The 20,518-nt window shown below is 55.4% G+C and carries 18 protein-coding genes; 11 read left to right on the top strand and 7 right to left on the bottom strand.

Annotated features, from left to right (window positions below):
• Nucleotides 1-5: 5 nt before the first annotated feature.
• Nucleotides 6-1,181: an isochorismate synthase EntC gene (gene entC / locus ABVM99_RS11795; protein WP_000367596.1), complete on the bottom strand. Its 1,176-nt coding sequence runs from the start codon at nucleotides 1,179-1,181 to the stop codon at nucleotides 6-8.
• 307 nt (nucleotides 1,182-1,488) lie between these two features.
• On the opposite strand from entC, the gene fepB reads away from it, so the two are divergent.
• Nucleotides 1,489-2,445 carry a Fe2+-enterobactin ABC transporter substrate-binding protein gene (gene fepB / locus ABVM99_RS11790; RefSeq protein WP_001238992.1) on the top strand — a complete coding sequence of 319 codons (957 nt, stop codon included), beginning with the start codon at nucleotides 1,489-1,491 and terminating at the stop codon, nucleotides 2,443-2,445.
• 62 nt (nucleotides 2,446-2,507) lie between these two features.
• Here fepB and entS read toward each other — a convergent pair whose 3' ends face one another.
• Nucleotides 2,508-3,752, bottom strand: coding sequence for an enterobactin transporter EntS (gene entS, locus ABVM99_RS11785; protein ID WP_001081661.1), 1,245 nt, complete (start codon nucleotides 3,750-3,752; stop codon nucleotides 2,508-2,510).
• A 110-nt stretch (nucleotides 3,753-3,862) separates the two neighbouring features.
• Between entS and fepD the strand changes: the two genes are divergently transcribed.
• Genes fepD through fepC form a run of 3 tightly spaced genes read left to right on the top strand, consistent with a single transcriptional unit; the run spans nucleotide 3,863 to nucleotide 6,650 of the window.
• Nucleotides 3,863-4,870, top strand: coding sequence for a Fe(3+)-siderophore ABC transporter permease (fepD, locus tag ABVM99_RS11780; protein ID WP_023195368.1), 1,008 nt, complete (start codon nucleotides 3,863-3,865; stop codon nucleotides 4,868-4,870).
• A complete protein-coding gene (gene fepG, locus ABVM99_RS11775) occupies nucleotides 4,870-5,859 on the top strand; it encodes an iron-enterobactin ABC transporter permease (protein WP_072101795.1) in 990 nt (329 codons plus the stop codon). The genes fepD and fepG overlap by 1 nt, the downstream gene beginning before the upstream one ends.
• A complete protein-coding gene (fepC, locus tag ABVM99_RS11770; protein WP_023195366.1) occupies nucleotides 5,856-6,650 on the top strand; it encodes an iron-enterobactin ABC transporter ATP-binding protein in 795 nt (264 codons plus the stop codon). Before fepG ends, fepC begins: the two co-directional genes overlap by 4 nt.
• Before the next feature lie 53 nt (nucleotides 6,651-6,703).
• On the opposite strand, the gene wzz(fepE) is transcribed toward fepC, so the two are convergent.
• The 4 genes from wzz(fepE) to fes all read right to left on the bottom strand — a co-directional run bounded on the left by wzz(fepE) (nucleotide 6,704) and on the right by fes (nucleotide 13,434).
• The gene (gene wzz(fepE) / locus ABVM99_RS11765) at nucleotides 6,704-7,840 is read right to left on the bottom strand and encodes an LPS O-antigen length regulator Wzz(fepE) (RefSeq protein WP_023195365.1); all 1,137 of its coding nucleotides are present in this window, start codon (nucleotides 7,838-7,840) and stop codon (nucleotides 6,704-6,706) included.
• A gap of 249 nt (nucleotides 7,841-8,089) precedes the next feature.
• Nucleotides 8,090-11,974: an enterobactin non-ribosomal peptide synthetase EntF gene (entF, locus tag ABVM99_RS11760; RefSeq protein WP_052938302.1), complete on the bottom strand. Its 3,885-nt coding sequence runs from the start codon at nucleotides 11,972-11,974 to the stop codon at nucleotides 8,090-8,092.
• Complete coding sequence (locus ABVM99_RS11755) at nucleotides 11,971-12,189, bottom strand: MbtH family protein (RefSeq protein WP_000396006.1); 219 nt, start codon at nucleotides 12,187-12,189, stop codon at nucleotides 11,971-11,973. The genes entF and ABVM99_RS11755 overlap by 4 nt, the downstream gene beginning before the upstream one ends.
• Nucleotides 12,190-12,219: 30 nt before the next feature.
• Nucleotides 12,220-13,434 (bottom strand): enterochelin esterase, encoded by a 1,215-nt coding sequence (fes, locus tag ABVM99_RS11750; RefSeq protein ID WP_000656603.1) that lies wholly within the window; start codon nucleotides 13,432-13,434, stop codon nucleotides 12,220-12,222.
• Between the two features lie 188 nt (nucleotides 13,435-13,622).
• Here fes and ABVM99_RS11745 point away from each other — a divergent pair, with 188 nt between their 5' ends.
• The 4 genes from ABVM99_RS11745 to ABVM99_RS11730 all read left to right on the top strand — a co-directional run bounded on the left by ABVM99_RS11745 (nucleotide 13,623) and on the right by ABVM99_RS11730 (nucleotide 18,074).
• Nucleotides 13,623-15,878: a TonB-dependent siderophore receptor gene (locus ABVM99_RS11745; protein ID WP_052938303.1), complete on the top strand. Its 2,256-nt coding sequence runs from the start codon at nucleotides 13,623-13,625 to the stop codon at nucleotides 15,876-15,878.
• Between the two features lie 46 nt (nucleotides 15,879-15,924).
• On the top strand, nucleotides 15,925-16,629 hold the full coding sequence (gene entD, locus ABVM99_RS11740) for an enterobactin synthase subunit EntD (protein WP_023194926.1): 705 nt from the start codon (nucleotides 15,925-15,927) through the stop codon (nucleotides 16,627-16,629).
• 11 nt (nucleotides 16,630-16,640) lie between these two features.
• Nucleotides 16,641-17,759, top strand: coding sequence for a YbdK family carboxylate-amine ligase (locus ABVM99_RS11735; RefSeq protein WP_001196910.1), 1,119 nt, complete (start codon nucleotides 16,641-16,643; stop codon nucleotides 17,757-17,759).
• 66 nt (nucleotides 17,760-17,825) lie between these two features.
• Nucleotides 17,826-18,074 (top strand): DUF1158 family protein, encoded by a 249-nt coding sequence (locus tag ABVM99_RS11730; RefSeq protein WP_000682497.1) that lies wholly within the window; start codon nucleotides 17,826-17,828, stop codon nucleotides 18,072-18,074.
• 6 nt (nucleotides 18,075-18,080) lie between these two features.
• On the opposite strand, the gene ABVM99_RS11725 is transcribed toward ABVM99_RS11730, so the two are convergent.
• On the bottom strand, nucleotides 18,081-18,422 hold the full coding sequence (locus ABVM99_RS11725; protein ID WP_000155633.1) for a RamA family antibiotic efflux transcriptional regulator: 342 nt from the start codon (nucleotides 18,420-18,422) through the stop codon (nucleotides 18,081-18,083).
• 288 nt (nucleotides 18,423-18,710) lie between these two features.
• On the opposite strand from ABVM99_RS11725, the gene ABVM99_RS11720 reads away from it, so the two are divergent.
• The 3 genes from ABVM99_RS11720 to nfsB all read left to right on the top strand — a co-directional run bounded on the left by ABVM99_RS11720 (nucleotide 18,711) and on the right by nfsB (nucleotide 20,410).
• Nucleotides 18,711-19,292 (top strand): TetR/AcrR family transcriptional regulator, encoded by a 582-nt coding sequence (locus ABVM99_RS11720; protein WP_000113609.1) that lies wholly within the window; start codon nucleotides 18,711-18,713, stop codon nucleotides 19,290-19,292.
• On the top strand, nucleotides 19,292-19,660 hold the full coding sequence (locus tag ABVM99_RS11715; protein WP_023182275.1) for an MmcQ/YjbR family DNA-binding protein: 369 nt from the start codon (nucleotides 19,292-19,294) through the stop codon (nucleotides 19,658-19,660). Before ABVM99_RS11720 ends, ABVM99_RS11715 begins: the two co-directional genes overlap by 1 nt.
• Before the next feature lie 96 nt (nucleotides 19,661-19,756).
• Nucleotides 19,757-20,410, top strand: coding sequence for an oxygen-insensitive NAD(P)H nitroreductase (nfsB, locus tag ABVM99_RS11710; RefSeq protein ID WP_000355878.1), 654 nt, complete (start codon nucleotides 19,757-19,759; stop codon nucleotides 20,408-20,410).
• Nucleotides 20,411-20,518 lie beyond the last annotated feature (108 nt).

Genomic DNA, 20,518 nt, shown 5'->3' with positions numbered 1-20,518 from the left:
GTTCCTTAATGCAGTCCAAAAACGTTCAACATCGTAGAGAGCTTGACGCCGGTTTCCCGCCACTCGCCGACTGGCGAAGAGGCAGGGACAATCCCGGCGCCGGCGAACAGGCGCACCTGATTACCGTGCAATTTCGCACAACGAATCGTCACTACCCACTCGCCGTTTCCTTCGGCATCGCACCAGCCGACAATGCCGCCAAACAGTTCACGATCGAACGGTTCCAGTTCAGCAATCAGCTTTTTCGCGACCTGATGAGGGAAACCGCTTAACGCAGGCGTTGGATGCAGCAGACAGGCCAGCGTCAGCGCGTTTTCTCCGGCGTTGGCCTTGCCCTCAAACGGCGTACCGAGATGCCATAGCGTCGGCGTGGTGATCAACTGCGGAGAGGAAGGTAATTGCAGTTCCGTGCTGCGATCGCGCAGGATCTGCTTCATCGCCTGCGTCACCAGCTCATGTTCATGGCGATCTTTTTGTGAAGCCAGCAGTCGGTTTCCCGCCTCGCGATCCAGAACGTCATCGGGCTGTCGGCGTGCCGAGCCTGCTAACGGCAGCGAACTAAACCGCTCGCCCTCCTTGCGTAGCAGCAATTCGGGGCTGGCGCCCAGCAGAACGCCGCCATCCGCCAGTGGTACATGGAAGTTGTAACTAACTGGATTCTGCGCAACCAACCGCTCCAGCAATGCTCCGCTATCCACCGCCACATCAGTGGTGATATCTATTAGCCGGGAAAGCACCACTTTATCGACGTCTGGCGTGGCGGTCAGCATAGCCGCGCGTGCGACCATCGCTTCAAAAGCATCCTGCTCCGGAATCGCCTTTCGCGCCGTCACCGTCAGCGGCTGATGGTCAGTAAAATAACGCGCCGTGCGCTGCTTTTGCTGGCGGGAAAAGGACTGCCACGCCATCGGGATAAATAGCGACGACGGCTGGCGGGTATCAAAGGGAATCGCCCCCACCAGGATAGGGTTGGCGATGCCCTGCGATTTGGCCTCGGCAAACTGCTGGCGCAATTTCTGCTGGAAAGGGCTATCCGGCGAATCGCCGGCAACCGCAGGCTCGGTATAACGGGCGAAGCACCCGGAAGTGGTAAAACTGCGATACGGCGACATGAAGAAAAAGCGATCGGGAGCAAGCGTTGCCATTGTCTCCTGAGCGTCCTCGGCCAGTGACATATCCATATCATCCTCCAATGATAAAGGCTTATATACACTTCATCTTTCAAGCTGCCTCTTTGTTGGCTGCGATCAGAAACCCCGGTCACACAGTTATCTATGCCCGCGGGGATTCTTCCCTTGCCGTCGCGATGCTTCTTGAATGATTTTGTGTATAATAATGATTATTATTTCTATTTTTAGTGCGCTAACCTAAGAGTAAAACGTCGCTCTGTCAACTCTGGTCATGAGTTAAATGGCACTAAGGCTTGCATCTCGCTGCCGCTGACATGAAAATGAGAAGCATTAACTTTATTAATAACAGGACGCTATTGTGAGACTCCCCGCCTTTTATCGTTGGCTGCTTTTAGTGGTTGGTTTATCAATTTCAGGAATATCCTTAGCCCAGGACGCCGGTTGGCCCCGGCAAATTCAGGACAGCCGCGGCGTTCATACTCTGGACCACAAACCCGCGCGTATCGTCTCTACCAGCGTGACGTTGACAGGCTCGCTGCTGGCGATTGATGCGCCCGTCGTCGCCAGCGGAGCCACTACGCCGAATAACCGCTTTGCCGACGATCAAGGGTTCATGCGCCAGTGGAGCGACGTAGCAAAGGCTCGCCATGTCGCCCGGCTGTATATCGGCGAACCGAATGCCGAAACGGTCGCCGCGCAAATGCCGGATCTCATTTTGATTAGCGCCACCGGCGGCGACTCCGCGCTGGCGCTTTACGATCAGCTCTCCGCTATCGCGCCGACGCTCGTCATCAATTATGACGATAAAAGCTGGCAGAGTTTGCTCACGCAGCTTGGCGAGATCACCGGTCAGGAGAAACAGGCCGCCGCGCGAATAGCGGAATTTGAGGCGCAACTGACGACGGTTAAACAGCGAATCGCCCTGCCGCCGCAGCCGGTTAGCGCGCTGGTGTATACCCCTGCCGCGCATAGCGCCAATCTGTGGACGCCAGAATCAGCACAAGGCAAGCTATTGACGCAGTTAGGCTTTACGCTGGCGACATTGCCCCGAGGGCTGCAAACCAGCAAAAGCCAGGGTAAGCGCCACGATATCATTCAGCTTGGCGGTGAAAATCTGGCCGCCGGGTTAAACGGCGAATCTCTTTTCCTGTTTGCCGGCGACAACAAAGATGTCGCGGCCCTTTACGCCAATCCGCTGCTGGCGCACCTGCCAGCGGTGCAAAATAAGCGCGTCTATGCCCTGGGTACGGAGACGTTCCGTCTGGATTATTACAGCGCAACATTGTTGCTTAACCGGCTTGCCGCCCTGTTTTAGCCTTATCGGAGTCTTATCCGACTGACCAGACCGATTTGGTCAGTCGGATAAACGCCTCTTCATCAGCCAGCATCGCTAACCGGCGGCGTCTGGCGAAAACGGCGTAGCTCGCCCAGCACTAACAGCAGCAACAAACCGATAATCACCAGCCCGAATCCACTCACGCTCGCGGAAGCGACCGGCGTCATCATTGCGCCAAGACCGCCTAACAGCGCCGCGCCGATAGCGTCTCCCGTGACGTTTTGCGCGGTCCACAGGCCGTTCATTCGCCCCAGCATATTTTCCGGCGTCTGGGTTTGCAGCAGAGTGTATTGTAATAACGAACTGATGGCGCTAAGCCAGCCAAATAGCGCCAGACAGATAACACCTGCGATCCAGACCGGCATGATGGCGAACAGCCCCACCGCCAGAAAAGAACCGACTGTCGAAACCAGCATAATGAGCCCCGGACGAACGCTATGCGCCAGTTGTCCGCTGGTCAGCGCGCCAATGGCCGCCCCCAGCGGAATTGCCGCATACAGCAAACCGATTTGCGCCGCCGACATCTGCCAGCTCATCGCCAGCGCCGGATAGAGGACGCGTACCGCGCTTGCCATCGTCACCAGACCGCCAAGCAGCGCAATACCGCCGATAAGCGGACTGGCGAGCAAAAAACGAAATGCCGCCAGTAACGCGATAAATGGATTTTCCCGCGGCTGCGGAGGGACAGGCAGTCGCGGCAGCGTCAGTAACGGCAATAGCGTAATAAACGTCCCGGCGGCCGCCAGCCCATAGTTCCAGGCTACGCCGCCGCTGGCAAGCAATATGCCCCCCAACATCGGGGAAATAACCGATCCCAGACGTACCGTCAGCATGGTAATCGCGCCGGCCTGCATCAGATTTTCTCTTCCGACCAGCGCTGGCGTCGCCGCCAGTAACGCGGTCACGCCCAGAGACGCGAAAAAGCCGTCCCACAGGCCAAGGAGATATATCGCCAGCAATGATGGTTCCGGCAGCAGCGCGTTCACGCACAGGCCAATAAAGCCAATACCGCAAGTACCGCGCGCCAGCAGAATCACCTTTTTACGTTCGTAGCGATCGGCCAGCACACCGCCCACCATTAAGCCAATAAACATGGCGCCGCCGGTTAACGTTACCGACAGCCCCACCTGCCAGGTGGAGTGCGTCATCATTTGGATCTGTACCGGAACCGCCACGCCAAGCAGCCCCAGCGAGACAATAGAGATAAAACGGGCCAGAAATACTGCGCGAAATGCAGGGTGCGTCTTCAACAGGCTGAGATTGAGCAGCCAGGATTGTCGATTCATTACAACGCCTTAATGCGAGTTTTTTTAAATATCCATTCAATGGCTGCACATGCTAACATAACCAAATAAGATAGATAACGATAATTACTATCATTATCAGGGAAGTTACTATGTCATGCTCGTTTTCCGTGACGCGCGCGTTTGCCGTGCCCGGATTGTTGTTATTACTGAGTCTCGCCGCGGTTTTAAGCCTGGTCATTGGCGCGAAACCGCTGCCCGCCGCCGTCGTGCTGGAGGCGTTCACCGGCGTATGCCAAAGCGCCGATTGCACTATCGTCCTGGATGCGCGTTTGCCGCGTACGCTGGCCGGATTACTGGCAGGCGGCGCGTTGGGTCTCGCCGGGGCGCTCATGCAAACACTCACTCGCAACCCGCTCGCCGACCCGGGGATTCTGGGCGTTAACAACGGCGCCAGCTTCGCCATTGTACTGGGTGCGGCGCTGTTTGGTTTCTCCACGCCGCTGGAACAGCTTTTCATGGCATTTAGCGGCGCGCTTATCGCATCGCTGATTGTCGCCTTCACCGGTAGTCAGGGCGGCGGCCAGTTAAGCCCGGTCCGCCTGACACTAGCGGGCGTGGCGCTTGGCGCGGTACTGGAAGGACTGACCAGCGGCATCGCGCTGTTAAATCCAGAGGTCTATGACCAGCTTCGCTTCTGGCAGGCGGGATCGCTGGACATTCGCAGCCTGCAAACGTTGAAAGTCGCGCTCGCGCCCGTGGTTATAGCTGGGATCGTGGCGCTATTTCTGAGCCGATCGCTGAACAGCCTGAGCCTCGGCAGCGATACCGCGACGGCGCTGGGGAGTAAAGTGGCGCGCACCCAACTTATCGGTTTACTGGCGATTACCGTCTTGTGTGGCAGCGCAACGGCGCTGGTCGGCCCTATCGCCTTTATTGGTCTGATGATGCCGCATATGGCGCGTTGGCTGGTGGGCGCAGACCACCGCTGGTCGCTGCCGGTAACACTACTGGCAACCCCTGCTCTGCTGCTTTTTGCCGATATTATTGGTCGTCTGTTGGTGCCGGGCGAACTCCGCGTATCGGTCGTCAGTGCGTTTATCGGCGCGCCGGTACTTATCTTTCTGGTACGTCGTAAATCGAGCGGAGGCGGCCTGTGATGTTTCTTTCTCGTCGGCTTATCGTAAGTTGCCTGCTTCTGGCGGCTGGCTGCTTCGCCATTGGCTTATGGAGCCTGCAAAGCGGCGCCGTGCCTCTTGAGACCGGGCAGATTATTGCCGCGCTGCTGGGCGACGCGCCGCGTAACATCATCCTTGTCGTAACCGAATGGCGACTACCGCGCGTATTAATGGCGCTGCTGATTGGCGCTGCGCTTGGCGTCAGTGGCGCGATTTTTCAGTCGTTGATGCGTAACCCGCTAGGCAGCCCTGATGTGATGGGCTTTAATACTGGCGCCTGGAGCGGCGTACTGGTCGCAATGGTCCTGTTTGGCCAGCATCTTACCGCGATCGCGCTGGCGGCAATGGCGGGCGGTATCGTCACGTCATTGATTGTCTGGCTGCTCGCCTGGCGTAACGGGATTGAAACTTTCCGGCTGATTATCATCGGTATCGGCATCCGCGCGATGTTAGTCGCCTTTAATACCTGGCTTCTGTTGCAGGCGTCGCTGGAAACGGCGCTCACCGCCGGCTTATGGAACGCCGGGTCGCTCAACGGTCTGACATGGGCAAAAATCTGGCCTTCGGCGCCGCTGATTATTGTGATGCTGACAGGCGCCGCGCTACTGGCGCGTCGTATGCGGCTGCTGGAGATGGGCGATGACAGCGCCTGCGCGCTGGGTGTTAGCGTGGAGCGGTCACGCCTGATGTTGATGCTGGTGGCGGTGTCGCTCACCGCTGCGGCAACGGCACTGGCTGGCCCCATCTCATTTATTGCCCTTGTCGCGCCGCACATCGCCCGCCGTCTTAGCGGCACAGCGCGCTGGGGATTAACCCAGTCGGCGCTGTGCGGCGCATTATTACTACTGGCCGCCGATGCGTGCGCGCAGCAACTGTTTATGCCTTATCAGCTTCCAGTGGGCGTGGTCACCGTCAGCCTCGGCGGTATTTACCTTATCGTCTTGTTAATTCAGGAGTCCCGCAAAAAATGACCGAATCCGTAGCCCGTTTGCGCGGCGACCAGTTAACGCTGGGTTATGGCAGCTATACCGTCGCAAAAAACCTTAATGTTTCGATTCCGGACGGCCATTTTACCGCCATCATCGGCCCTAACGGCTGCGGCAAGTCAACGTTGCTACGCACGCTAAGCCGTCTGATGACGCCTGTTGACGGCCATGTCTGGCTGGATGGCGAACAGATACAGCGTTACGCCAGTAAAGAGGTGGCGCGGCGCATCGGATTGCTGGCGCAAAACGCCACTACGCCGGGCGATATCACCGTACAAGAGCTGGTCGCCAGAGGGCGTTATCCGCATCAGCCGTTATTTACCCGCTGGCGCAAGGAAGATGCCGGCGCCGTCGCCAGTGCCATGCGTGCAACAGGTATCACCTCACTGGCGACGCAAAGCGTAGATACTCTGTCCGGCGGCCAACGTCAGCGGGCGTGGATAGCCATGGTGCTGGCACAGGAAACGTCCATCATGCTGCTGGATGAGCCGACAACGTGGCTGGATATTAGCCATCAAATTGATTTGCTGGAGTTGTTAAGCGATCTCAACCGCGAAAAAGGTTATACGCTCGCCGCCGTCCTGCACGACCTGAATCAAGCCTGCCGATACGCCACGCATTTGATTGCATTACGCGAAGGTAACATTGTCGCGCAGGGCGCGCCGAAAGAGATTGTTACCGCAGAGCTTATCGAAAAAATCTATGGGCTGCGCTGTATGATTATCGACGATCCGGTTGCCGGGACGCCGCTGGTGGTACCGCTGGGGCGGCGATAGTCGTTCACACAGATGACAAAGCCGGATAATCGCTATCCGGCTTTTCATGTAAATCAGACTAACCGTTCATCTATCGCCAGCGCGTTTTCCATTTTACGCGAGACCATCGCGTGACGCAGTAATACGCCGCCGCAGGCCATCATACCGCCAATCAACGCCGCCAGAATAATAATGATCGCTTTACCCGGGCCATCTTTTTTCACTGGCAGAGACGGCGACAGTTGATATTTAAACGGGGTAAACTTCACGTCGCTCACATTCATTGCCGCCAGTTGTTCAACATGGTATTGACGGTTACGCAAATCACCGTCGATCTCGGCCACGTCCGTTACCCCTTTTTCAATTTCCAGTTTGCGGGAAATACCATCCGCACCGAGAGAAATAGAAAAATCCGGATCATCTTTTACCGCCTGACCATTGCTGTAAACCGGTCTCTTAATGCCAGCGGCGTTGGCGATTTCCAGCGAATAATGGAGACGTTGAATATTGGCATCAAGCTGGTTTTTGAGACGCACCCGATCCATCGCCAGCTTTTCCTGCTCGTAGCGGGTTTTGATTTCCAGCTGGTTACGAATATTTTCCAGCGTCTCTTTCACGACGATATCGGAGATGTACTGAATATAGCCAGCTAACACTTTTTGCGCATCTTCCCGCGTCGGCGCGGTAAAACTCAATGTCCACGACGTGAATAACGACGTTTCATTTTTCTTGCCGACATTACTGTCCACCGCTTTCATTTTTTCGCTCAGCAGGACAATCGCCCGGTGAAGATCCTGCTCGTCTATTTGCGCGCCTTTTAATTGATCCATGACATACGGAGAAGAACGAAGATATTCTTCCAGCAGCGATGGCGAGCTAAACTTTTTAATAAACAGATTAAAGACGCTGGCCCGATCAACGCTTACCTCCATATCCAACACGCGCAGCGCGGTCAACGTTCTCTCCAGCCCCTGCCACTGTACCGACTCCGCCGGTGTGACAATCGCCTGACTGGTCCATTTTTGCGGCAGCAGAAAGGACAGAAGCAACCCCACGCACGCAAAGGCGAAAACGGTAGCAAGAATACGACGTTTCGCCTGCCATAACACCTCTATAAGGCTAAACAAATCGATTTCATGACTGTTGGCGGGCGGCAGTGAGTAACCTGCAAATGACTGATTTTTTTCTTGTTTTACATTAAGAGATGGCATGCCGTATGACCTGAAAACTTTATCCAATGAAAGAACACATTCCTGTCAGAGATTCTAACAGCAAGTCAGAATTATCCGAAACACTCTTTGCGCGCCAGTGCCCGAAAAGCTAAATATTCGGAATTAAACTTGCCTGTAGCATGTATCACTTATGTTAAAAGAATTAATAGTTGCAATAAAAAACCCATAATAATTAGTCATTATTATGGGTTTCAGGATTTAATTTGTTAAAGCTAGAAACAACGCCCGTTATTTATTAATAAGCTCGCTGATGATGGGCCCGATAGTTTCAAAAGCGGAGGGAGAAATAATATCTACATGCGCGCACGGCTGGCGATAAATAGCCAAAGACGCTATCCACGGCGACCAGCTCTGTTCAGGCGATACGCCTTCCGGCACCGTTTTATCCGCCACAAAGAGCGTGGCATGTCCATCAAACGGTGCGCTATGCGCCGTCGTCAGCAAACGGACGGCATCCGCATAATTGCCTTCAATGGCGGTAAATAAGGCTTCGGAGGCATTTCCCTGCTGCGCGGCGACAAACGCAGCGCGTTCACGTTCAATTTCCGCCAATACGTCCGGATTGAGGCCATTCGCCTCTTTTTCTCGCCAGTTTTGCGTTTCCGGCGGCCAGGTGTCCAGTAACCCCAAAAACGCCACCGTTTCGCCGCGTGCGCGCAACCGGGCGGCGATCCCTTGCGCCAGCGTCCCGCCCAGCGAATAGCCTAATAAATAATAAGGGCCATGCGGCTGCCGGGAGAGCAATGTCGCCAGATGATGTTCACATACCTCATCAAGGGTGGTTGCGGTTTGCATAGGGCCAGCGGGGCGCGGCGACTGAATCCCCATAATCGACCACGACGGGCTGAGATAGCGTGATAATACGCTAAATTGCCAGGCGAACCCCGACGCCGGATGGAAACAAAATAACGTTGGACCATCGCTTTCACGCAGCGGCAACAGCGGCCCGAACCCCAGATTGCGCGAGCGTTCGTCATCGTCAGTATCGAGCAGCTTACTTAACTGCGCCACGTCAGACGCCACCATCACCTGCCCCGGCGTCACCTGGCGGTTAAACGTCTGACTTAGCTGCGCGGCCAGTTTCATCGCCAGCAGCGAATGTCCGCCCAGCGCAAAGAAATCACTTTCAACGTCGTTAATCTCACAGCCCAGCAGGCGGGAAAACGCCGCGGCGACAGCAATCTCCGTTGCGGACTGCGGCGCACGCCCTTTCACGCGCGGCGTCAGGTCCGGCAGCGGCAGGGCTTTACGATCCAGCTTGCCATTAGCGCTAAGCGGCAAACCGGCAAGTTGCAACAACACAACCGGCACCATATGCGCGGGAAGTTTTTGGCGTAATTTTTCCTGCAGCGCCGGTAAATCCAGCGGCAAACCGGAGTGCGACACCAGATAGCCGACCAGTTGCCGGGCATCCCCGCCCGTGGCCGCCGCCTGATTAAAGACGCAGGCATGTGCTACCGCCTGTTCAACATCCGGCAGCGTTTGCATGACGCGGTCAATCTCGCCCAGTTCAATACGTTGACCCCGAATTTTGAGCTGATCGTCGCTGCGCCCCAGGTACTCCACCGCGCCGGAATCCAGCCAGCGCGCCACATCTCCGGTACGGTACATCCGTTCGCCTGGCGCAAAAGGATCGGCGATAAAACGGCTGGCAGTAAGATCCGGACGCCCCAGATAGCCCTGCGCCAGTTGGATACCGGTAAGATAGAGATCGCCAGCCACGCCCGGCGGCACCGGCTGCATATGCGCATCGAGAATACGTAAACCGGTATTCCAGACGGGATAACCAATCGGGATACTGTTGCCGTCAACAGCCGCCAGCTCATCGCCATAGGCCGGATACCAGCTCACATCCACCGCGGTCTCCGTTGGCCCGTACAGATTGTGTAGCGGCGCGTTGGTTAACGTCTCCCATTCGCGGCACAGCGCCGTCGGCAGGGCCTCGCCGCTACAGAAAACGCGCTTTAAGGAAGCGCAGCTTTTCCCAGCCGACGCTGGCGTGAGCGAGGCAATAAAGGCCGCCAGCATCGACGGCACAAAATGAGTGGTCGTGACGCCGTATTGCGCAAAGAACCGTTGCATCGCGAGCGGGTCGCGGTGCGCTTCCGGTTCAGCCATCACCAGTTTCGCCCCGGCGATAAACGGCCAGAAAAACTCCCATACTGAGACGTCAAAACTGCACGGCGTTTTTTGCGCTACTACATCATCCGCCGTCAACGGATAGTGATCCTGCATCCACAGCAGCCGGTTGACTATCGCCGTTTGTCCCACCATCACCCCTTTCGGCCTGCCCGTCGAGCCAGAGGTGAAAATGATGTAAGCGGTATGATGCGGTAACGACAGCCCCAGCGGAGTGGCGTCACTGACCGGTAGCGGTTGGCTATAACACAAATATTCCATCCCCGGAATATCGTGAAAGCGCGCCAGCTGCGCCTGAGTCGTAATTAACAGTTTCGGCTGCGCATCTTCCAGCATCATTCGCAGCCGATCGTCAGGATAACCGGTATCCAGCGGCAGCCAGGCGGCGCCCGCCTCGACAATGCCATGCAGCGCTAAGGTCAGAAAAGCCGACCGCGGCAACGCCACCGCCACGCTATCGCCAGGCTGAACGCCGCGTTCCCGCAGCGCGTACGCCAGCGCCACAACCTGTTCACGCATTTCACGGTAGGTAAAATGATAATGCGCATCTGCCAACGCGGAAGCCTCTGGCGTTTTTTGCGCCTGCTGCGCCACCAAATCGCTAAGCGTGGCGGCGGGAATCGTTACCGCCGTATTATTAAGGTGTGTTAATTGCGTTTGTTCTTCCGCCAGCAGCATTTGCGCATCGCCGCAGCGCAGCGCCGGGTTATCCGCAAACTGCGTGATAAGCGCCATCAATCGTAAGGCATGGCGGGAGAGCGTGGCATCATCGTAACGCTGTGCATTCGCCAGCAATTCAATATCCAGACCGCCGTTTTCATCCGGAAAAAGCGCCAGTTCAAGATCGTTAACCGGCCCCGTCGCCAGGGTATGGGTTTGCGCCTGTATGCCAGGAAGATCCAGATGATAATCAAACACTTTTATATTGAGCACCGGGCCAAATAGCGGCGTCTCCCCTGCGGCTCGCCCGCTATCGCGTACAATCTGTTCGGCGTCGTAACGCTGGTGACGGCGCATCTTCTTTAACTGCGCCGCAAGACGCTTCGCCAGCGTTGGCAGATCTTCCGTCGCATGAAGGTTAACCGCCAGCGGCAACACGTTAAGGACAGGCCCGGTCGCCGTTAACGCCGCCGAACCCATCCGCCGCATAAAGATAAATCCGGCGGCATAATCCATACGCCCGCATAATCGTCCCAGCCACAACGTCACCAGCGCCAGGGCAAGATCCGCTCGCGGTATCTCAGGCATGTGCGCCGCCAGTTGGCGAAACGCCCCCGCCGGCGCGCTCAATTTCATACGCAGAATATCCGCGCTCGCCGACCGCCCCGGCAGCGGCGCGGCAGACATTGACGCCGGCGGCGGCAGCTCGCGGCGCTGCTGCGCCCAGAAGGCGCCGTCACGCTGCCAGGCCTCGCTCTGGCGATAGCGCTGATATTCCTCGACCACATCCGCAAAGGGGGTAAAAGGCGACTCCGGCGTAGGAGCGTCGCTCTGCCAGGCGCGATAAATCGCCGCAATCTGGCGAGTTATCGCCGGGAAGCTAAAGCCATCCACCAGCAAATGGTGATAGCGCTGATACCAATACCAGCGGGTATCATCAATGCGGATTAACTGGTGAAACGCCAGCGGCTTACCGCTATCTGCGCGCAGGTTTTGCCGTAAATCCGCCTGCATTAACGCCTGCGCCGCGTAATGCGGATCGGGCTGGTCGCGTAAATCGGCAATCGGGGGCTCGCCGAAGGTGTGCTCAGGATCTATCCATTGCCAGACCTCGCCGTTCTCTTCGGTAAAACGCATCCGTAGCGTATCCGCCTGTTGCATCCCTACCGCTACCGCTTTTGCCAGCAAGGCGGCATCCAGCTCGCCGTTCAGTTCCACATAGTGCGCCACGCTCCAGGCGGAGGGTAAATCAGAGAGTTTTTCCGCCATCCAGATCCCCGGCTGGGCGGCGACTAACGGTAAACGCTGCGTCATTTCGCCTCCTGCTTATCGGCATAATGCGCCGGATTCAGTGTTGTCCAGCGCGTATTAAGCCACTGCTGGCACGCGTCCTGCGATTGCGGTTCGCATACCACGTCCCAGCCTGCGGGAAGCGCACATGCCGCTGGCCAAAGGCTGAATTGACGCTGCGCATTTTGCAGGATGTAAAACTGTCCCTGCGGATTATCGAAGGGATTACTGAATTCCATACTCAACTCCTGTCATGGACATGTGCCCGGTTAAAGCGTGTCGATAAGCGGCTGCCAAAGCAGCATCAGCCCTTGCGTTAGCCCGCCGCGCCAGCAAAGCGCATCGTGTCCGCCGTCAACCTGACGCCAGAAAATGGACTGCTGCGAGGTATTCAGTTGGGCATAAAGCGCCTGATTTGCCTGAAACACGATCGGCTCACGCACGCCGGCTTCCAGTACGATACGCAGTCCGCGCGCGCATAATGCGCCGGTTTTCAGCCGGGTAATGACTTCCCCCTCCGGCGGGGTGATGCGATGAGGCCACCAGAACGATCCTGACTGGCTTAGTACACAGCCAAAACGCGTCGGCCAGTTCAGGCCGGCATACAGCGCCGACAGGCCGCCAAAACTCTGTCCGGCGACCACCGTTCGCCCGGCATCATCGCTAAAAGGCGTCACGGCTCTGACTTGCGGCAACAGTTCCTGCTGCACCGCCAGCCAGAAGTCGGCATTGCAGGGCAACTCCTGGCTGCGGTGTTGAGTATCAATCGCGTCAATCAGCAGGTAGACGGCACCAGGAAGCAGGCGTTGATGAGTCAGCGAGGCGAGCGCGGGCCAGACGGGCATATTTTCCGCCCAGAATTGACCGTCCAGCAGAATAGCCAACGGTCTTTCCTCCGGCGCCTCGTCTCCGGTCGTCAATATCCATACGCGGCGGGAGTTATCCAGACGTTCGCTATGCCACTGCATCATCAAAGGCGGCGAGTACGGCGTTTCAGGACGATCCCATCCCGGCTGAAGGGGCGCATCCGGCATTTCCAGCGCTGAAACCGCATGACCACGTCCTCCCCGCCAGCTTTGCGAATTAAGCGGGTCGGCAATCGCCTGCGGTAATAGCTGTCGCCAGCCTTCACGTAGTGCGTTCCGATCGGGCGCTTCGCCCGGCGCAAAATCGGCAAAAACGTCATCGCGTTCGGTAGGAATAAAACAGTAGCTGCCGCGCCAGTTAGCGCTAAGCGCCGTACTCCAGCGCCAGACATCCGTTCCGGCAATACGCGCCATCGTCTGAGGCTGCGCGTTTTGATGATGATCGGTTACGCCAGTGATGTAGACCCAGACACGCCGTATCGGGGAGTGTGTTTCGTTTCCCTGCGGGTCGCGCCACCAAAAAGTGACCCGATAATTTCCGTCTTTTTCCCGTATCCATTCCGGCCCGGTTTTCGTCCTCCACCAGGCCTCACTTCCCGTTGCCAGCGCCTCTTTCATTATAACCCTGTGTTTATTATGAATTTTGTATATAAAAGGTGAAATATATTGATAATATTATTGATAACTATTTGCATTTGCAATAGCGTATTGTCGCGCTATGGGACGCGCGAACACAATTTCACCACCCGGCCAATGCCTTTGACGGGCGCTTTGGCTTATGTGGCTAAAGAAAAGCAGGATATACAATGAACAAGAAGATTCATTCCCTGACCTTACTGGTCAATTTAGGGATTTACGGGGCCGCTCTGCCCGTGATGGCGGAAGACAAAACCGATAGCGCTGCGCTCACCAATGAAGACACCATCGTGGTGACCGCTGCCCAGCAAAACCTACAGGCGCCAGGCGTATCCACCATCACCGCCGATGAGATCCGCAAAAATCCGCCCGCGCGCGACGTGTCAGAAATCATCCGCACCATGCCGGGCGTAAACCTGACCGGCAACTCCACCAGCGGTCAGCGCGGGAATAACCGCCAAATCGATATTCGCGGCATGGGGCCGGAAAACACCCTTATCCTGATAGACGGTAAACCCGTCACCAGCCGTAACTCGGTGCGTCTGGGCTGGCGCGGCGAACGCGATACCCGCGGCGATACCGCGTGGGTGCCGCCGGAGATGATCGAACGCATTGAAGTGCTGCGTGGCCCTGCCGCCGCACGCTACGGTAACGGCGCGGCAGGTGGCGTGGTCAATATCATTACCAAAAAAGGCGGTAGCGAGTGGCACGGTTCCTGGAATACCTATTTCAACGCGCCGGAACATAAAGACGAAGGCGCGACCAAACGCACTAACTTTAGCCTGAACGGCCCGCTGGGCGGGGATTTCAGCTTCCGTCTGTATGGCAACCTCGACAAAACGCAGGCGGATGCGCGTAATATTAACCAGGGGCATCAGTCTGAACGTACCGGGAGTTACGCCGACACGCTACCGGCAGGACGCGAGGGGGTCATTAACAAAGATATCAACGGTGTGGTTCGTTGGGATTTTGCTCCGCTTCAGTCTCTGGAGCTGGAGGCCGGTTACAGTCGCCAGGGCAACCTCTATGCCGGCGATACTCAGAACACCAATACGAACCAACTGGTGAAAGATAATTACGGAAAAGAGACGAACCGCCTCTATCGGCAGAACTACTCTCTGACCTGGAACGGCGGCTGGAATAATGGCGTAACCACCAGTAACTGGGTGCAATACGAACATACCCGTAACTCCCGGATGCCGGAAGGCCTGGCAGGCGGCACCGAAGGAATTTTCGATCCCAAAGCATCGCAAAAATATGCCGATGCCGATTTGAATGACGTCACCCTACACAGCGAAGTGAGCCTTCCTTTCGATCTGCTGGTCAATCAAAACCTGACGCTGGGTACCGAATGGGCCCAACAGCGTATGAAAGACGAGCTCTCCAACTCGCAAACTTTTATGGGGGGAAATATCCCGGGTTACAGCAGTACCAATCGTAGCCCCTATTCAAAAGCGGAAATTTTCTCTCTGTTTGCTGAAAACAACATGGAACTGACCGACAGCACCATGCTGACGCCGGGGCTACGTTTCGATCATCACAGTATTGTGGGGGATAACTGGAGCCCGTCGCTGAACCTGTCACAAGGTCTGGGGGATGACTTTACCCTGAAAATGGGGATCGCCCGCGCTTATAAAGCCCCGAGTCTGTACCAGACTAACCCAAACTATATTTTGTATAGCAAAGGTCAGGGTTGCTACGCGACTGGCGCGGGTACCGGCATCGGCTGCTATATGATGGGTAACGATGATCTGAAAGCCGAAACCAGCATCAATAAAGAGATCGGTCTGGAATTTAAACGCGATGGCTGGCTGGCCGGCATCACCTGGTTCCGCAATGATTACCGCAATAAGATTGAAGCGGGTACGGTGCCGTTGCAGCGTATCAACAACGGCAAAACGGATGTTTATCAGTGGGAGAACGTGCCGAAAGCGGTCGTTGAAGGTCTGGAAGGCACGTTAAACGTACCGGTTAGCGACACCGTCAACTGGACGAATAACGTTACGTATATGCTGCAGAGCAAAAACAAAGAGACCGGCGAACGCCTGTCGATTATTCCACAGTACACGCTTAACTCAACCCTGAGCTGGCAGGTACGTCAGGACGTTTCTCTGCAATCGACCTTCACCTGGTACGGCAAACAAGAGCCGAAGAAATATGATTATCAGGGTAACCCCGTTACCGGAACAGATAAGCAAGCGGTCAGCCCATACAGTATTATTGGCCTGAGCGCGACCTGGGACGTGACCAAAAATGTCAGCCTGACCGGTGGCGTGGATAACCTCTTTGACAAACGTCTGTGGCGTGAAGGTAACGCGCAAATCGTCAGGGATACGCAAACTGGCGCTTATATGGCGGGCGCTGGCGCGTACACCTATAACGAACCGGGGCGTACGTGGTATATGAGCATTAATACCCATTTCTGATGGCAACCTTCCCTCCCTCATTCGGGGAGGGAATTAGCAAAAAACGATGCTGACATCTCATTTTCCCCTTCCCTTTGCCGGACACAGGCTGCATATCGTCGACTTTGATGCGAGCAGCTTTCACGAACACGACCTGCTATGGCTACCTCATCACGATCGGCTCCGGTCTGCCGGACGCAAGCGTAAAGCTGAACATCTGGCAGGCCGCATTGCCGCCGTTCACGCGCTACGCGAGGTGGGTATCAGGACAGTGCCCGGTATTGGCGACAAGCGACAGCCGCTATGGCCGGACGGCCTATTTGGCAGCATCAGCCACTGTGCGACAACGGCGCTGGCCGTCATATCCCGACAGCGTATCGGCATTGATATAGAAAAAATCATGAGTCAGCACACGGCGACAGAGCTGGCGCCGTCCATTATTGATAGCGATGAGCGCCAAATTCTCCAGGCGAGCTCGCTCCCTTTTCCGCTTGCCCTGACGCTGGCTTTCTCCGCCAAAGAGAGCGTTTATAAAGCCTTTTCAGACTGCGTCACGCTCCCGGGATTCGATAGCGCAAAAGTTACCTCGCTTACCGCCACGCACATCTCGTTACATCTGCTGCCAGCCTTTGCCGCCACGATGGCTGAACGTACCGTCCGTACAGAATGGTTTCAACGTGGCAATAGCGTTATTACTCTTGTTTCTGCAATAACGCGCTTTCCCCACGACAGGAGCGCTCCCGCTTCTATACTTAGCGCAATCCCCCGATAAATGAGATCGCTATGGCGCTGAATGATTTTCACGTTTCTGAACCTTATACGCTTGGTATTGAGCTGGAGATGCAGGTGATCAATCCACCTGGCTACGATTTAAGTCAGGACTCTTCTACGCTGATCGACGCCGTTAAGCCCCAACTTACTGCGGGAGAAATTAAGCACGATATCACCGAAAGTATGCTGGAGATGGCCACGGGCGTCTGCCGCGATATTGACCAAGCGGCGGCCCAACTTTCTGCCATGCAGCACGTTATTTTACAGGCGGCGTCGGAACACCATCTCGGCATTTGCGGCGGCGGTACGCACCCTTTTCAAAAATGGCAGCGTCAGGAGGTCTGTGATAATGAGCGCTATCAACGCACGCTGGAAAATTTTGGCTACTTAATTCAACAGGCGACGGTTTTCGGTCAGCATGTCCACGTCGGCTGCGCGAATGGCGACGATGCGATTTATCTTTTACACGGGCTGTCGCATTTTGTGCCGCACTTTATTGCGCTCTCCGCCGCGTCTCCCTATATGCAAGGATCTGACACCCGTTTTGCCTGCGCGCGCCTGAATATTTTTTCCGCTTTTCCCGATAACGGTCCCATGCCGTGGGTCAGTAACTGGCAAGAGTTTGCCGGACTATTTCGCCGTCTGTCTTACACCACGATGATCGACAGCATCAAAGATTTGCACTGGGATATCCGCCCCAGCCCGGCCTTTGGCACGGTAGAAGTTCGGGTGATGGATACGCCGCTCACCCTTGATCATGCCATCAATATGGCAGGGTTGATTCAGGCGACCGCGCACTGGCTGCTGACCGAGCGTCCCTTTAAACCGCAGGAACAAGACTATCTGTTATATAAATTCAACCGTTTTCAGGCTTGCCGCTATGGTCTGGAGGGCGTGCTAACCGATGTCTATACCGGCGACCGCCGTCGCCTGGCAGATGATACGCTGCGTCTGCTGGACAACGTTACCCCCTCTGCGCGCAAGCTGGGCGCCGACAGCGCCATTGACGCACTACGTCTGCAGGTGAAAAAAGGCGGTAACGAAGCGCAATATATGCGGGAGTTTATTGCCGACGGCGGATCGCTGATAGGCCTGGTACAAAAACATTGTGAAATCTGGGCGGGACAATAGACAGCATATTTGCCTTACCAGGCGATATCCCGGACAATGGCGTTTTAACTTACGTTTAACAAAACCATGAAACACCCGCTTGAATCATTGATGACCGCTGCCGGTATTTTGCTGATGGCGTTGCTCTCCAGCCTGCTGCTGCCCGCCCCTTCGCTCGGCCTTGCGCTGGCGCAAAAACTGGTCGGGATCTTTCATCTTATGGATCTCAACCAGCTTTATACTTTGTTGTTTTGTTTATGGTTTCTGTTGCTCGGCGCGCTGGAATATTATGTTATTCGCTTTATCTGGCGGCGCTGGTTTTCGCTGGCCGATTAAAACATTTCAATGCGTACGGCCATGCTTTTCTTTACGATAAGCGCCTGGCGGCAGGTTGAACGTGCGGGTAAAAATGCGCGTAAAGGTTTGCTGCGAATCAAAACCATACTTGAGACAAATATCATACACCTTCTGGTCGGTGTCGCGCAGGTCGCGCGCCGCCAGTTTTAGCTTCCGTTCACGCACGTAGCGCCCCAGACTCTCCCCTTTGTACTGCATAAAAAGGCGCTGCAGGTGCCACTTGGAATATCCCGCATGACGGGCAATATCATCAATACGTAACGGCTGATTCAAATTATCATCAATCCACTCGACAATCGTGTCGATAACCTGAGCGGAAATGGTCATCGTGCTCTCCCCTCTATCAAACTCGTCAGCGGCTCCCGCACCGCACATTTACGGCAACAGCAATAAGCATAGTAATAACCACACAAATTGTGAGACGGCTTATCGCATGGCCTGCAATATGCTTTTCTACCACTTCATGCGGCAGCCCTTGATTATGAGTGAGTAAGCACTCATTATAGAAAGCAAAGATACGCCGTCAAGGTACTTTTCAAAGGTTGACATTCACCGTTGCGACGCGACAACGGGCATGATTCAATCATGTTTTTACAGACATAAGGGTAACGTGTAGTGGCTCGTCCGAAGAGTGAAGACAAAAAACAAGCATTACTGGAAGCGGCAACCCAGGCGATAGCGCAATCCGGTATCGCCGCCTCAACGGCGGTGATTGCGCGTAACGCAGGTGTTGCAGAAGGAACATTGTTTCGCTATTTCGCGACCAAAGATGAGCTGATTAACACGTTGTATTTGCATTTAAAGCAGGATCTCTGCCAGTCAATGATAATGGAGCTGGATCGATCCATTACCGATGCCAAAATGATGACTCGTTTTATCTGGAACAGTTACATCAGTTGGGGTCTGAACCATCCCGCGCGCCATCGGGCGATCCGTCAACTGGCCGTCAGCGAAAAGCTCACCAAAGAGACGGAACAACGGGCCGACGATATGTTCCCCGAATTGCGCGATTTATGTCATCGTTCCGTTTTGATGGTGTTTATGTCGGATGAGTACCGCGCCTTCGGCGACGGCCTTTTTCTGGCGCTGGCTGAAACAACAATGGATTTCGCCGCGCGCGATCCCGCTCGCGCTGGCGAATATATTGCGCTGGGATTCGAAGCCATGTGGCGCGCGCTGACTCGCGAGGAGCAATAATGGACGGTCAAACACTGCACGCCTGTGCAAAACGCTGTGCGCTGGAACTGCCTTTTACCGAACACTGCTGGCCTTTCGGCCCACAGTACGATGTGTTTAAAGTCGGCGGCAAAATATTCATGCTGTTCACTGAACATCACTGTCGCCCAGTGGTGAACCTGAAGTCGGATCCCCAAAAATCCCTGGTAAATCAACAAATTTACCCCAGCATTGCGCCTGGCTATCACATGAATAAGAAACACTGGATTTCAGTCTATGCGGGCGAGGATATCACCGTCTCGCTACTCAACGATTTGATAAATGACTCATGGAATCTGGTCGTAGACGGGCTGCCTAAAAGAGAGCAACTGCGCCTGCGGCCGCGCTGATGCAATAACCGTTTCCGCATTTTCCTCCCTTATCTTTTTACCGATAACCCGGTACCCTGCTGATACAAAAGGGTACTAAACCAACCAGGAGCATTTATGGATATCGTTTCTGTCGCCTTACAGCGCTACTCCACTAAGGCGTTCGATCCCAGCAAAAAACTGACCGCCGAAGAAGCGGATAAAATAAAAACACTACTACAGTACAGCCCTTCCAGCACCAATTCCCAGCCGTGGCACTTTATTGTCGCCAGTACAGAAGAGGGCAAAGCGCGCGTAGCAAAATCCGCCGCCGCCAATTATGTGTTTAACGAACGTAAAATGTTAGACGCCTCCCATGTGGTGGTCTTCTGCGCGAAAACCGCGATGGATGACGCATGGCTTGAGCGCGTCGTCGATCAGGAAGAAGCCGATGGCCGTTTCGCTACGCCGGAAGCTAAAGCGGCAAATGATAAAGGTCGCCGCTTTTTCGCCGATATGCACCGCGTCTCGCTGAAAGATGACCACCAGTGGATGGCGAAACAGGTTTATCTGAACGTCGGCAACTTTCTGCTGGGCGTTGCCGCGATGGGTCTCGACGCTGTCCCCATTGAAGGTTTCGACGCCGAGGTGCTCGACGCTGAATTTGGTCTGAAAGAAAAAGGCTATACCAGTCTGGTCGTGGTGCCGGTCGGCCATCATAGCGTCGAGGATTTCAACGCCGGGCTGCCGAAATCACGTCTGCCGCTTGAAACCACACTGACGGAAGTCTAATCCCCTGCCTAAGCCGGACGCCCGTCCGGCTTTTTTCACCTTTCTGCCAGGTTCCCCAATGATCAATGGCGCGAAGTGCCAGGTTTTACATCGCTAGTGTTAACTTTC

The sequence above is a fragment of the Salmonella sp. SJTUF15591 genome (assembly GCF_043356435.1).
In the GTDB taxonomy this organism is placed as follows: Bacteria; Pseudomonadota; Gammaproteobacteria; order Enterobacterales; family Enterobacteriaceae; genus Salmonella; species Salmonella enterica.
Note: the sequence above shows the minus strand (reverse complement) of the source record. Positions and strands in the feature narration are given on the sequence as shown.